The organism is Kitasatospora sp. NPDC127121 (genome assembly GCF_042677305.1).
Taxonomy (GTDB): Bacteria; Actinomycetota; Actinomycetes; order Streptomycetales; family Streptomycetaceae; genus Kitasatospora.
Genome location: NZ_JBHXTQ010000134.1, coordinates 1 through 12,536 on the forward strand (window position 1 = coordinate 1; position 12,536 = coordinate 12,536).

The 12,536-nt window shown below is 73.8% G+C and carries 13 protein-coding genes; 8 read left to right on the forward strand and 5 right to left on the reverse strand.

The window, feature by feature from the left end:
• The first annotated feature begins 180 nt into the window (after nt 1–180).
• The 3 genes from ACFVHI_RS36165 (at nt 181) to ACFVHI_RS36175 (ending at nt 1,166) form a co-directional block, all read left to right on the forward strand.
• Nucleotides 181–375: a hypothetical protein gene (locus ACFVHI_RS36165; RefSeq protein WP_380346249.1), complete on the forward strand. Its 195-nt coding sequence runs from the start codon at nt 181–183 to the stop codon at nt 373–375.
• Nucleotides 375–623, forward strand: a complete 249-nt coding sequence (locus tag ACFVHI_RS36170) for a hypothetical protein (RefSeq protein WP_380346251.1) — start codon at nt 375–377, stop codon at nt 621–623. Before ACFVHI_RS36165 ends, ACFVHI_RS36170 begins: the two co-directional genes overlap by 1 nt.
• Nucleotides 624–698: 75 nt before the next feature.
• Nucleotides 699–1,166, forward strand: coding sequence for an NUDIX domain-containing protein (locus ACFVHI_RS36175; RefSeq protein WP_380346253.1), 468 nt, complete (start codon nt 699–701; stop codon nt 1,164–1,166).
• A gap of 175 nt (nt 1,167–1,341) precedes the next feature.
• On the opposite strand, the gene ACFVHI_RS36180 is transcribed toward ACFVHI_RS36175, so the two are convergent.
• Complete coding sequence (locus tag ACFVHI_RS36180) at nt 1,342–2,040, reverse strand: histone deacetylase (protein ID WP_380346255.1); 699 nt, start codon at nt 2,038–2,040, stop codon at nt 1,342–1,344.
• A 323-nt stretch (nt 2,041–2,363) separates the two neighbouring features.
• On the opposite strand from ACFVHI_RS36180, the gene ACFVHI_RS36185 reads away from it, so the two are divergent.
• The 4 genes from ACFVHI_RS36185 (at nt 2,364) to ACFVHI_RS36200 (ending at nt 8,167) form a co-directional block, all read left to right on the forward strand.
• Nucleotides 2,364–6,341 (forward strand): Pls/PosA family non-ribosomal peptide synthetase, encoded by a 3,978-nt coding sequence (locus ACFVHI_RS36185; protein ID WP_380346257.1) that lies wholly within the window; start codon nt 2,364–2,366, stop codon nt 6,339–6,341.
• A 97-nt stretch (nt 6,342–6,438) separates the two neighbouring features.
• On the forward strand, nt 6,439–6,651 hold the full coding sequence (locus ACFVHI_RS36190; protein WP_063352910.1) for a DUF4287 domain-containing protein: 213 nt from the start codon (nt 6,439–6,441) through the stop codon (nt 6,649–6,651).
• A gap of 320 nt (nt 6,652–6,971) precedes the next feature.
• Nucleotides 6,972–7,559, forward strand: coding sequence for a hypothetical protein (locus tag ACFVHI_RS36195; RefSeq protein ID WP_063352909.1), 588 nt, complete (start codon nt 6,972–6,974; stop codon nt 7,557–7,559).
• A 101-nt stretch (nt 7,560–7,660) separates the two neighbouring features.
• Nucleotides 7,661–8,167 carry a DUF6882 domain-containing protein gene (locus ACFVHI_RS36200; protein ID WP_063352908.1) on the forward strand — a complete coding sequence of 169 codons (507 nt, stop codon included), beginning with the start codon at nt 7,661–7,663 and terminating at the stop codon, nt 8,165–8,167.
• A gap of 120 nt (nt 8,168–8,287) precedes the next feature.
• Here ACFVHI_RS36200 and ACFVHI_RS36205 read toward each other — a convergent pair whose 3' ends face one another.
• The 4 genes from ACFVHI_RS36205 to ACFVHI_RS36220 all read right to left on the reverse strand — a co-directional run bounded on the left by ACFVHI_RS36205 (nt 8,288) and on the right by ACFVHI_RS36220 (nt 11,138).
• The gene (locus ACFVHI_RS36205) at nt 8,288–8,929 is read right to left on the reverse strand and encodes a flavin reductase family protein (RefSeq protein ID WP_380346260.1); all 642 of its coding nucleotides are present in this window, start codon (nt 8,927–8,929) and stop codon (nt 8,288–8,290) included.
• Between the two features lie 201 nt (nt 8,930–9,130).
• Nucleotides 9,131–9,763, reverse strand: coding sequence for a carbonic anhydrase (locus ACFVHI_RS36210; RefSeq protein WP_380346261.1), 633 nt, complete (start codon nt 9,761–9,763; stop codon nt 9,131–9,133).
• 230 nt (nt 9,764–9,993) lie between these two features.
• Nucleotides 9,994–10,599 carry a PASTA domain-containing protein gene (locus tag ACFVHI_RS36215; RefSeq protein WP_380346263.1) on the reverse strand — a complete coding sequence of 202 codons (606 nt, stop codon included), beginning with the start codon at nt 10,597–10,599 and terminating at the stop codon, nt 9,994–9,996.
• On the reverse strand, nt 10,599–11,138 hold the full coding sequence (locus ACFVHI_RS36220) for a SigE family RNA polymerase sigma factor (RefSeq protein ID WP_380346265.1): 540 nt from the start codon (nt 11,136–11,138) through the stop codon (nt 10,599–10,601). The genes ACFVHI_RS36215 and ACFVHI_RS36220 overlap by 1 nt, the downstream gene beginning before the upstream one ends.
• 369 nt (nt 11,139–11,507) lie before the next feature.
• On the opposite strand from ACFVHI_RS36220, the gene sigK reads away from it, so the two are divergent.
• Nucleotides 11,508–12,101, forward strand: a complete 594-nt coding sequence (gene sigK, locus ACFVHI_RS36225; RefSeq protein ID WP_380346267.1) for an ECF RNA polymerase sigma factor SigK — start codon at nt 11,508–11,510, stop codon at nt 12,099–12,101.
• Nucleotides 12,102–12,536: the final 435 nt, after the last annotated feature.

Genomic DNA, 12,536 nt, shown 5'->3' on the forward strand with positions numbered 1-12,536 from the left:
CCGGAAGAAGCCCTCGACTGCGCAGGCGGCCTCTACCTCAGCGGACTGGCTATCTGATCAACACCCCTCCACGAACTTCCGCAGAGCAGCACTAGATCCCAAAACTAGGACGTTCCGTCCCTGTTGATTGCGTGGCCACCACGAGAACCTCTCCGTACGAACACAGAGAGGAGTCGTAAGGTGACTGCTGGTATCAAGCTCCACGGCTACGGGGTGCGGTGGGACCCGGAGGGCCGGTGTTACCGGGTGCGGAACGAGACGACGGGGGAGTGGCTGCGCAGCGGCACCTCGGGTGAGCTGGCTTCCTTCTCCTCGTTCTCCGCCGCCTTCAGTGCGTGGCGGGGGTTCGAGGTGCGGCGGCAGGTGGGGGCGTGATGGGGGAGAAGGTCTACCGCGCCACCGCCGACCAGCGGCGGCAGGCGGCCGACGTCCTGGACGACCTGACCACGGTCCTCGCCCTGGCCGGGGTGAAGTTGCCGTCGATGGAGGTGGATTGGGAGCACGGCCGCAGGACCGGCTGCTACCTCATCGGCCTGGGCCGCGCCCGTCCGTCCGAACTCCTGCGGGTCGTCGACTTGCTCCGCAAGGGCCTGCGCTACGAGCGCCTGACGCGTGACGGCTGAACTCCTGGTCCGCCTGCTGTGGTGGGCGGGCTTCTCCCTCGTACTCCTCGCCGCCCTCAGAAGGTGAACCGCCCGATGCGTGACCCTCGCCTCCTCGCCAAGCCGCCCGTGTGCCGGCTCGGCTGCCTTGTCCTCGTGCGCAACCCGCGCGGCGACGTCCTGCTCGTGGACCCGGACTACATGGACGGCCTCATCCTCCCCGGCGGCGCCGCCCAGCCCAACGAGCCCCCGCACCTCGCCGCCGCCCGCAACCTGCACGCGGAGACCGGCCTCAACCTGCGCCTCGCCGACGTCCTGGCCGTCGACTTCACCCCCGCCGACCGTTACCTGGAGCGCCTCAACCTGGTGTTCGACGGCGGCACCGTGCATGACGACGTCCGCCTGACCGTCCCGCCCCGGCACCGCAGCGGACTGTTCGGCGCCCGCTTCGTCCGCGCCCACGAACTCCCGGACGTCATGGCCCCCGCCCAGGCGGCCCGCGCCGCCGAAGCGCTCGCCAACCGCGCCGTCCCCCTCCTCCTCCATGGCCAACGCTCAAGCTGAAGGGCGCGATCTTAAAACCGCCTTTGACGAAGCCGCCGAGTGGCCGGCGCCTCCCGCCGCCAGCCGCCGGCGGGAGGCGCCGGGCCGTCCGTGCGGTGGCCTGGCGTTTCCTTTGCCTGATGTGGCCGGAACCCACGCAGTTGTCACCGTACGGTCACCACGGGGTGAACGGGACCTAAAGGTCCAGACCACCGCCCAGTGCGGCCAGGACGTCCGCCGCGGTCCAGTGCCCGGCGGCGCCCGGGCGGGAGGCCAGGTAGTCGGCGCAGTGGCGCGCGTTCCAGCCGTGGGACTCGGCCAGGCCTGCGGCCAGGGTGCGCAGATAGGGCGCCGAGGGTGGATTGAGTGCGGCGCCGGCCAGGCCTTCGGGGGCGGTGAAGGTCAGCAGCGGGTGCCCGTCCAACTCGCCCGCGTGCACCAGCGTCTCGTACCGGCCGGGCCCGAGCCGGTCGCGTCCGTGCGTGAGGGTGCGGGTGAGGTCGAGGTCGGTGCCGGGGGAGCGGCGCATCTCCTGGGCGGCGATGTCGCTGAACTGGCTGACCGTCATCAAGTAGGCGCGGCAGGGTAGTTCGCCCGGTGCTTCCGGATCGTAGAAGCCGCTGCCGCCGCCCCACACCGCCGACTCCCGCGCGAAGTACAGCGTGCCGGGCAGCGTCGCGGCCACGTCCCGGCGCGGCGGGTGGTGGTCGCGGCAGCCGGGGCAGGTGTGCGCGCCGCCGTCGGGGCGGCCGCCGCGCAGGTAGCAGGCGAGCCGGGCGGCGTGCAGGTTCGACGCGTACGCCGCGTACCAGACGAGCCGCGCGCCGCCCTCCGCGCTACCGGCCGCGCCGCCCCCGCCCCCCGCGGGCCACCGGCGGGATCCGGCCACCATCATCGCTAAACCTCCAGATCTGGCGGGTCCGCTTTCACTACCGGTAGCGTCCCCGCCGCTATGGCGTAGACCACTCTTCGCCTTCGCGTCATATGCCTCCTGCCTCCGGCGATTACCCTTCGCCGCCGAAAGCGATCGAAAAACCCCGAAATGACTTTCGAATCGTTCCCTGATGCCCCCATATGTCGCCGAAAATGAAAAGTTCCTTTGACTCCACCTCCACGGCATCCAGCGGGCTCCCAGTGGAGTCATGGTGAGTGAGGCACCACGCAAGGTGACTCCCCGCATTCATCCTTAATGACTACTCCCAGCCGAGGACACTCCTTATGGACGCACGCCAGGACATGGCAGGCCCGGGAACGCTGAACCGTCCCGGGCCCGCTCACGCCGCCGGTTGGCCGGCGGTCCGGCCCGCGCACCCCCGCAGCCTGCTCGACATCGTCACCGCCACCGCCGACGCCCACCCGCACGCACCCGCGCTGGACACCGGCACCGCCGTACTCGACTACCGCGCCCTCATGCACGAGGTCGACACCCTCGCCGGCGTCCTCGCCGGGCACGGCATCGGCGCCGGAGACCGGGTCGGCGTGCGCATCCCCTCCGGCACCGCCGACCTGTACGTCGCCATCCTGGCCGTGCTGCGCTGCGGCGCCGCCTACGTGCCCGTCGACGCCGACGACCCCGACGAGCGCGCCGACATGATCTGGCAGGACGCCCAGGTGTGCGCCGTCCTCGGCGCCGAACGCCGGCTCGCCCCCGGCTCCGGGGCCGGGCCCCGCGGCAACCCCGTCTGGCCCACCCCCGCCGACGACGCGTGGGTCATCTTCACCTCCGGCACCACCGGCCGCCCCAAGGGCGTCGCCGTCACCCACCTCTCCGCGGCCGCCTTCGTCGACGCCGAGGCCCGCCTCTTCCTGCGGCAGCAGCCGCTCGGCCCCGGCGACCGTGTCCTGGCCGGCCTGTCGGTGGCCTTCGACGCCTCCTGCGAGGAGATGTGGCTGGCCTGGCGCCACGGCGCCTGCCTGGTGCCCGCCCCCCGCTCCCTCGTCAAGGCCGGCACCGACCTCGGCCCCTGGCTCGTCGAGCGCCGCATCACCGCCATCTCCACCGTCCCCACCCTGCTCGCCCTGTGGCCGCAGGAGTGCCTGGACGCCGTGCGCCTGATCATCGTCGGCGGCGAGGCCTGCCCCGCCGAACTCGTCGAGCGCCTGGCCACCCCCGGCCGCGAGTTCTGGAACACCTACGGCCCCACCGAGACCACCGTCGTCGCCACCGCCGCCCGCATGCTCCCCGGCCAGCCCGTACGCATCGGCACCCCCCTGGACGGCTGGGAGATCGCCGTCGTCGACGCCGCCGGCCACCCCGTCCCCTGGTACGAGACCGGCGAACTCCTCATCACCGGCATCGGCACCGCCCGCTACCTCGACCCCGCCAAGGACGCCGAGAAGTTCAGCGCCCACCCCGCCCTCGCCTCCCCGCGCGTCTACCGCAGCGGCGACCTCGTGCGCAACGACCCCGAAGGCCTCGTCTTCGTCGGCCGCGCCGACGACCAGATCAAACTCGGCGGCCGGCGCATCGAACTCGGCGAGATCGACGCCGCCCTCCAGGCCCTGCCCGGCATCCGCGCCGCGGCCGCCGCCGTCCGCAAGAGCCCCGCCGGCGCCGACCTGCTGATCGGCTACCTCGTCGCCCAGCCCGGCACCACCCCCGACCTCACCGCCGCCCGCCAGCACCTGCTCGGACGCCTGCCCGCCCCGCTCGTGCCCGTCCTCGCCCTCGTCGACTCCCTGCCCACCCGCACCTCCGGCAAGGTCGACCGCAACGCCCTGCCCTGGCCGCTCGCCACCACCGGCACCGCCACCCCCGGCACCGCCGCCCCCCTGGACGGCACCGCCGGCTGGCTCGCCGGCCGCTGGGAGAGCATGCTCGGCACGGCCCCCGGCCACGGCGACGACTTCTTCGCCCTCGGCGGCTCCAGCCTCACCGCCGCCCGCCTCGTCTCCGAACTGCGCACCCGCCACCCCGGCGTCTCCGTCGCCGACCTCTACGCCCACCCCGTCCTCGGCGACCTCGCCGACTACCTCGACAACCTCGCCGGCCCCCCTTATACCGGCGGCGCCGCACACACCCCCACCCCCGTCCGCACCGTGCGCCGCACCCCCGCCAGCGCCGGCCTGTGGCAGACCCTCATCCTGCTCGGCGTCTTCAGCATCTCCGGACTGCGCTGGATCCTCGCCCTCACCGCCTTCGACAACCTCATCGGCAACCAGCTCAGCTGGGCCCCGCACAGCTCCTGGTGGCCCGTCGCCGCCGGCCTCCTCCTCTTCTACAGCGCCCCCGGCCGCACCCTCCTCGCCGCCGGCACCGCCCGCCTGCTCACCGCCGGCCTGCGCCCCGGCAGCCACCCCCGCGGCGGCCAGGCCCACCTGCGACTGTGGGCCGCCGAACGCGCCGTCACCCTCTTCGGCGTCGGCGCCCTCGCCGGCACCCCCTGGGCCCGCCGCTACGCCCGCGCGCTCGGCTGCCGCATCGGCACCGGCGTCCTCCTGCACACCCTGCCCCCCGTCACCGGCCTCGCCCGCATCGGCGCCGGCGCCACCGTCGAACCCGAAGCCGACATCGCCGGCTGGTGGCTCGACGGCGACACCCTCCACCTCGGCCGCATCGACATCGGCGACGGCGCCCGCATCGGCGGCCGCTCCACCCTCATGCCCGGCGCCCGCATCGGCGCCGGTGCCGACATCGCCCCCGGCTCCTGCGTCACCGGCGCCGTACCCGCCGGCGAACACTGGCACGGCTCCCCGGCCCGGCCCTCCACCGAGGCCCGCACCACCTGGCCCGCAGCCGCCGCCACCCCCCGCTCCCGCTTCTGGAACCTCGCCTACGGCGTCGGCCTGACCGTCTTCGGCCTCCTGCCGATCATCGCCGCCCTCCCCGCGCTCGCCATCGTCTTCACGATGGTCGACACCGACCGCACCCTCACCGCGGCCCTCCTCCAACTCCTGCCCGCCACCATCCCGCTGGCCGCCCTCACCCTGGTGTGCCACGCCACGCTGATAGCGATCATGGTCCGCCTCCTGTCCATCCCGCTGCGCCCCGGCTTCCACCCCGCCCACGGCCGCGTCGCCTACTGCGCCTGGGCCGTCACCCGACTCAGCGACACCGCCCGGCGCACCCTCTTCCCCTTCTACGCCAGCCTCTTCACCCCGGTGTGGCTGCGCCTGCTCGGCGCCAAGGTCGGCCGCCGCGTCGAAGCCTCCACCGTCCTGTCCCTGCCCGGCCTGATGCGCGTCGACGACGGCGCCTTCCTCGCCGACGACACCCTCGTCGCCCCCTACGAACTGCGCGGCGGCTGGCTGCACATCGGCCCCTCGCACGTCGGGCGCCGCTCCTTCGTCGGCAACTCCGGCATCGTCGGCCCCGGCCGCCGACTGCCCGACAACTCCCTCGTCGGCGTCCTGTCCGACACCCCCGTCAACGCCCCCGAAGGCTCCTCCTGGCTCGGCCGCCCCGCCTTCGCCCTGCCGCGCGTCGCGGCCGCCGGCGGCGACGCCCGCACCTACAACCCGCCCCGGCGCCTGATGTGGGCCCGCGCCGGCGTCGAACTGTGCCGCCTGCTGCCCATCGTCCTCGCCGCCCTCCTCGGCGACCTCGTCCTCGCCACCCTCCAGGAACTGCGCGACGACTACGGCCTCACGCGCGCCCTCGCCGCCGCCGGCCTCGTCCTCATCGGCGCCGCCCTCATCGCCTGCCTGGTCACCACCGCCGCCAAGTGGCTCCTCGTCGGACGCTTCCGCGTCGCCGAACACCCCCTGTGGTCCACCTTCGTGTGGCGCAACGAGCTCTACGACAGCTTCGTCGAGGAACTCGCCATGCCCTTCGGCGGCTCCACCATCACCGGCACGCCCTACCTCAACGCCTGGCTGCGCAGCCTCGGCGCCCACATCGGGCGCGGCGTGTGGTGCGAGACCCACTGGCTGCCCGAGAGCGACCTCGTCACCGTCGAGGCCGGCGCCAGCGTCAACCGCGGCACCGTCCTGCAGACCCACCTCTTCCACGACCGGGTCATGCGCCTGGGCCCCGTCCACCTCGGCCCCGGCTCCACCACCGGCCCGCACTCCATCGTCCTGCTCAACTCCTCCCTCGGCGCCGGCACCACCGTCGGCCCCGCCTCCCTGGTCATGCGCGGCGAGAACGTCCCCGGCACCACCCGCTGGCTCGGCAACCCCGTCGCCGCCTGGAACGCCGACCCCGCCCTCGCCCCCGTCGCCCGGCGGCGGGCCAAGCGCAAGGTCGGAGTGTGACGCAGATCACTTTGGCTGGGCGATGAGTTGACGATGCGGTCGCGGTCCTACCTGGGTAGACCGCGACCGCATCCGTTCCCGAAAGGGCGTACCGACCATGACCGCCACCCCCGCCAAGGGCCCTGCCAGCTACTTCCCGTCCATCGAGAAGAAGTACGGCCGACCCGTCGCCGAGTGGAAGGACCTCATCCGGGCCTCCCCGCTCGGCAAGCACATGGAGCTCGTCGCCTGGCTCAAGACCGAGCACGGCCTCGGCCACGGCCACGCCAACGCCCTCGTCGCCCACACCCTCGCCGAAGCGGCGGCCTGAGCCCGCCGTGCGGCTCTGCCGGTGACGCCCGGCCCGGGCTCTGCTGGTGACGCCCGGCCTGCGCCCCGTGGCGGGTGGTGGGCCGGCGGACGACGACGGGGCCGGGGCCGCCTGCGGCACGATCGGGAAGCAGGCGGCCCCGGACCCGGGTCGTTCCGTACGGGCGGGGCATCGACCGCGATGCCCGTACGGCTGCGGTCGGGACTATTCGACGACTTCAACAGCACTTGAAGTCAAGCCCCCGGCGGCCCGGGGCGCCACAGGGCGGGGTAGCCTCGCTCCCGGCGGGGGCCGGCGGACGAGGTTTCAGGGGCGGTCGAATGGAACAGCAACAGCGCGGCTACTGGCGGGTCGCGGACGGTTCGGCGGTCAGCTCCACCCAGGCCCAGGTCGCCTGGACCAGGGCCGCCTACCCGGCCCTGGTGGACGTGGCCCGCCGCTACCACGCGGTGATCACCTACTCCGAACTGGCCGAGACCGTCCAGGAGGCGGCCGGAGTGCGCACCCGGGTGCACCAACGCACCTGGATCGGCAAAGTCCTGGCCCTGGTGGTGCGCGAGGCACACCGCCGCGGGGACCCGCCGCTGACCGCACTGGTGGTCCACTCCACCGACGGCATGGTCGGCGTCGGCTACCAGGAAGTACTGGCCGTGGCCGGACAGCCGCCGCTCGCAGCGGACATGGACCGCGAACACCACGCCGCCGCCGCCCGCCTCGCCTGCTACCGGCACTTCGGCGCCCAACTGCCCGCCGACGGCGGCACCCCCGCCCTGGCCCCGCGCCTGCAAGCGGCCGTCAACCGCAAGGCGGCCGCCGCCACCCCGCCCCGCCCCCCGGCGATCTGCCCCTCCTGCTTCCTCCAACTGCCCGCCACCCGCATCTGCGACTCCTGCGGCGCCAGCGCGTAGGGGCTCTCTTCCGGATCACGCCGGGGTGGGGCCGACGGGCCCGGACGGAGCAGCAGGCCGGATGGGATGATCTTGCCGGCAGTTCCGTACGAGGAGGCACGGTGGACGACCACTCGAAGCACGACCACTCCCGGTGGGAGGGCGTCGTGATCGCGGCCCGCGAACGTGCCCGCGCGCGGCAGGCCCTCATGGTCGAGCGCTTCGGACTGTCAGGTGACGTGCAGTACCACTGGTCGATGGACGACGCGCGGATCACCTGGTCGCGCAAGAGGAAGTGGTCGCGCAAGAGCGAGGTGTTCCTCACCGGCCGGCTCACGATGATCGGCAGCGTCAGCCTCGCCCGGCAGACCTGGCTGTGGTCCTGGGCGAACGAGTCGCTGCCGCCCGCCGTCCTGGGCGACATCGAACAGGTACGGCGCTTCGGCGAGGACAACGACTTCCCCGTCCTGCCGTGGCCGGGCTTCGACTCCCACCCCGAACTCGTCGCCGAGGCACGGGTGGTCGCGGCCTCGGTGCTCGACGCCGACGGGCTGTGGATGGAGTCGACGGACGACACCGAGCTCCACTTCCTGCTCCACGACCTGGTGCCCGCCGCGGCGGCCGACTAGACGGACGGACGGACGGACGGTCGGCCGGGCGGACGGCTGCTCGGCTGGGTGGTCGGGTAGGCGGGCGGCTCGTCGGGCGGCCGGGCGGGCGGCGGGGGCTCGCGGACCTGCGGCGGGGCGTCAGGCCCGGACGCTGGCGGGCAGGCGGCCCGGCATCTGCCAACCCTCGGCAAGGCGGGAGGGGGCGAGCCGGCGCCCGTCGCCGAAGAACTCGCAGAACTTCATGATCAGCGGATCCCAGCCGAGCGGGTCCACGTAGTGGTCCGTGCCGGGCACGAGCAGGCGCTCCTCGACGTGCGCGCGCACCACGGTGACCTCGAAAGCGGTGCACTGCGGGTTGCCCGCCAGCGGCGTGGCCGCCTCCAACCGGCACTCCAACTGGACCGGGCACTCGGCGACGCGCGGCGCCCGCACCAGCTCCGACGGCTGCTCGGTGAGCCCGGCGGCGGCGAACTTGCCCCGCTCGAAGCGGTAGCCCTGCTGGCGCCGGCGCTCGGTCAGATCCGGATTGGCGGTCAGCATCGCGAGGGCGTCGACGGCGTCCACCTGCCCGGAGGAGGGCAGGTTGAGCACGCACTCGCCCTCGCGCCGCAGGTTGACAGCGGTCTGGGCAGTGTTGCCGAGGCCCAGCACGCAGGACTGCCCCAGCCACCACGCCGAGGACATCGGCGCCAGGTTGGCGCCGCCGTCCTCGTTGCGCGAACTGATCAGCACCACCGGGGTGCCGAAGTAGAGGACCTTGAGATCGGTGGCCTTGTGCACGGGAATGCCGTCCTTGAGTGGGAAACCGTTGCCGGCCTCCGACTCTGCCCCCGCCCGGGAGAGGGCGCTGGCGGTGATCGGACACGGCGTTCCCGGCCCCCGGCGTTCCCGGCCCCGGCGGGGGCAGACGGCCCTACGTTGGCCGGCCCTACGCGCCGGTTCGGCCGTACGGGCGGGTTCAGCACCCGTACGGGCCGACGGTCAGAACGCGGCGCTGACCGCACCGCGAGCGGCCACCGTACGGGCCTGGCCGTCGCGCAGCCGGTAGGACAGGCCCACGACGGCCGCCGAGCCCTCGGCCACCTTGGCGGCCAGCAGCTGGGAACGCTCCAGCAGCAGGTCCACGGTCTGGCGGATGTGCTCGTCGACGATCCCGTCCGGGTCCTCGATGCCCGCGGCCCGGGCCGACACCACGCTCGGGGTGACCCGCTCCACCACGTCCCGCACGAAGCCGCCCGGCAGCCGCCCCTGGTCCAGCGCCTCGATCGCCGCGCCCACCGCGCCGCACGAGTCGTGCCCCAGTACCACCACCAGCGGGCACTCCAGCACACTCACCCCGTACTCGATGCTGCCCAGCGCCTCCGCCCCGGTGACGTGCCCGGCCGTCCGCACCACGAACAGGTCGCCCAGCCCCCGGTCGAAGATGATCTCGGCCGCCAGCCGGGAGTCCGAACAGCCGAACAGCACCGCGAAGGGCCGCTGCGCCGGCGCGAGGGCGGCCCTGCGCCCGGCGTCCTGGTTGGGGTGCTCCGGGCTGCCCGCGACGAAACGGGCATTGCCCTCCATCAGCACCCGCATCGCCTGGTCGGGGCCGGATATCGGTGAGGAGATCATGCCTGCACCCTAGATCGCCGCAGGTGGGGCCCGCAGCAGGGGGGGCGGGGGCAGGGGCCCGACACCGTGTCGCTCCTCACCCGGCCGGCCCAGTCCACGGGCCCAGTCCACGGCCCGCCCACCCTGCTGCGCACGGCCTCGCCCGACCCCTTCGCCGCCCGTGTGGCGGGAGGTCGGGGGATATCGTCAACTTGCCTCCTGCGTAGCGGTGTTGGATATGTCGGCGCCGGTCAGCGGCCCGGCCTGCCCTTGGAGACGAACACCTGGACCGTCGAGTGCGCAGGTGCGGTGTGGCCGGCCTGCGGCTCGGAGTTGATGACCGACCCGGCGGGCACGTTCCAGTCGGTGAACTCGTGGATCTCGTAGCGCAGTCCCGCCGCCTCCAGCGCCCTGACGGCCGCGTCCTTGGCCAGGTTGACGACCGGCGGCACACTCACCTGCACCCCGTCGGTCGGCTGCATCACCGGGGAGGGGGTGCCGAAGGCCATCGACGGCCCGGGCGCGGGAGCGGACCCGGCGGGGGACGGCGCGCCGGAGGACATCGGCGCCGAAGCGTTCGCGGGGCCCGCGGGCAGGCCACCGGAGGGCGACGGGCCCGAACCCGGCGCGAGCAGTGCCGCACCCGTGCCGATGGCGACCACCGCGGCCGCCGCCACCGCGCCGCTGAGCACGGTGCGACGGCGCACCGTGCGCCGGATGGCGAGGGCGTCGATGGCGGGGGCCGGGGTGTTGTCGGCGAATGCGGTCATGGCGGCGAGGAGTTCCTTGTCGAAGTCGGGGTCGGGGGCGGAGGCAGGGTGGCCGGGGTCGGGATCGTGGGACGGGAAGCGGGTCATCACGCACCTCCGCGCGAGGTCGGCGGCGCGGACGGGACGTCCTGCCGGGGCAGTGCGGCCCGCAGTTTCGCGAGGCCGCGGGCGAGTTGGGAACGCACGGCGCCGGGGGAGATGTCCAGCGTCTGCGCGATCTCCTGGTCCCCCAGGTCGTGGAGGTAGTACAGGACGACCACGGTGCGCATCCCCATCGGCAGCGTGTGCAGCGCCGTGACGAGCTCCGCGCGCAACTCCACCGACCGGTAGGCGTCGCGCGGGTCGGCGTGCTCGGCGCCGGGCGCCGCGCCGGGCCGCTCACCGGAGCGGCTCAGCCGCCGCCACCGGTCGTTGACCAGGTTCACCAGGATCCGGCGCACGTACGCCTCGGGCACCTCCGCGGCCGCCACCCGCCGCCAGTTGCGGCAGGACCGTTCCAACGCCTCCTGGACGAGGTCCTCCGCGGTGTGCGCGTCCCCGGTGAGCACGTACGCCGTCCGGAACAGCGCGCCCGAACGCTGCTGTACGAACTCGACGAAGTCGATCCCGGGACTGGCCCTGCGCAGCCTCACCCGCCGCCCTCGCTCTCTTCACTCTTCTCACTCTTCCGCCGTCACCTTCGCCCCCATGACGGACCCCGGCACCGCCCTGCTGCACCGCCACCGCGAAAGTGACGCGGCTCACAACGCTTCGAGGCCGGACGGGCCGGACCACCACGGCAGCCCGGGGGCACACGCGCGGGCACACGCGCGGGCACAACGATGCGCAAACGATGCGAGTAGCCCAGGCGGTGGCCGCTCCGAGACGGTCGCCGTGTGCACGCACTGATCGACCGGCCGGCCGCCCGGCCCCCGGCGCCCCGGCCCCCGGCAGGCGAGACTCCCCGCACCGAACCCCCCGGCAGCGAACCCCCGGGCGACGGCGGGCAGGCCGGGCTGCGCACCCTGGCGGCACGCGTGGCCGGCGGCGACGAACGGGCCTTCGAGGAGCTGTACGCCGCCACCGCCGGAACCGTCCTGGGCCTCGTGCTGCGGGTGCTGCGCGACCACGCCCAGGCCGAGGAGGTCACCCAGGAGGTGTTCCTCCAGGTGTGGCGGGAGGCGGCACGCTACCGTCCCGAGCGCGGCGAGGTCCTGCCCTGGATGCTCACCCTCGCCCACCGGCGCGCCGTCGACCGGGTCCGCTCCGCCCAGGCCGCCGCCGACCGCGACCGCACCGCCGCCCTGCGCGCCTACACCCCGGTCTTCGACGAGGTCGCCGACCAGGTCGAACGCGACCTGGACCGCGGCCGGGAACGCGAACGGCTCCGCCGCGCCCTGGCCACCCTCACCGACGTCCAGCGCGAATGCCTGCTGCTGGTCTACTACGGCGGCCGCACCCAAGCCCAGGCCGCCGAAGCCCTCGGCGCCCCCCTCGGCACCGTCAAGACCCGCATCCGCGACGCCCTGCTACGCCTGCGCACCCAACTCGCCGACCCCCCACCCCACCCGGCACAGCCCCGCGCCCGAACCTGCCTGCCGAATCTGTAGACCGACCTACATATTCCCCTCGGGCCCGCGGCCGTGGTGCGCACAGGAAGTCGACGGGTCCGACTTCCTGTGCGCGCTGGCGGGATGGTTCTGTCCCCGGGCCCGCCCTGCCGGGGTTCTCGGCGCGCCGGGGGGTGAATCTGTAGACCGGCCTACATATTCCTCTCGGGCCCGCGGTCGTGGTGTGCGCAGGAAGTCGGCGGGTCCGACTTCCTGTGCGCGCTGGCGGGATGGTTCTGTCCCCGGGCCTGCCCTGCCGGGGTTCTCGGCGCGCCGGGGGACAAATCTGTAGACCGACCTACATATTCCCTCCAGGTCGGCAGCTGCGGTGTGCGCAGGAAGTCGACAGGGGCGGCGAACAGGGCCCACCCCAGGGGTGTGGGGGACCAGGACGTGGTTGCGCCGGCCAACGCCGCCCCCGGTTGGCCCCCCGGC